The 535-nt window shown below is 39.3% G+C and carries 1 pseudogene; it reads right to left on the bottom strand.

Going from position 1 to position 535, the window contains the following annotated elements:
* Window positions 1-406 (bottom strand): annotated as a pseudogene (gene asnB, locus R7R24_RS30000) (asparagine synthase B); the annotation flags it as partial.
* Between the last annotated feature and the right edge of the window lie 129 nt (window positions 407-535).

The following is a 535-nucleotide window of genomic DNA, read 5'->3' as shown; positions in this document are numbered from 1 at the left end:
CTAGGTACTCATCTTTTTCTTCATCGTACAGTACGAAAGCAAAAATACCGTTTAGCTCTTCAAGAAGATCAGCACCCATGTCTTGATACAGTGCTAAAATAACTTCACAGTCAGAGTCTGTTTGGAATTCGTACTTGCCTTCGTAGCGAGCGCGAATCTCTTTGTGGTTGTAGATCTCACCGTTAACGGCAAGGATTAGTTTTTTATCAGGGCTGTATAGTGGTTGAGCACCGCTATTTAGACCAACGATAGCCAAGCGCTCGTGAGCTAGGATTGCTCTTTCTGAAGAGTAGATACCAGACCAGTCAGGGCCACGGTGACGAAGCTTTTTCGACATTTCTAACGCGATAGGACGCAGTGCCGCTGCATCACTTTTAATGTCTAAAATCCCAAATACTGAACACATACAACATCCTTTCTAAACTAAACAATTTCTAATCGGTATGGATTTAATTTGCCATTCTGAGTAAAAAAAGCAACGTTTTGTGATTAAAAAAATGATAAAAAGCCTTGTTGATTAAATAATTTTTAATTT

The sequence above is a fragment of the Vibrio sp. 704 genome, assembly GCF_033339295.1.
The sequence above is the reverse complement of the archived record's forward strand: the minus strand, read 5'-3'. Positions and strand labels throughout refer to the sequence as shown.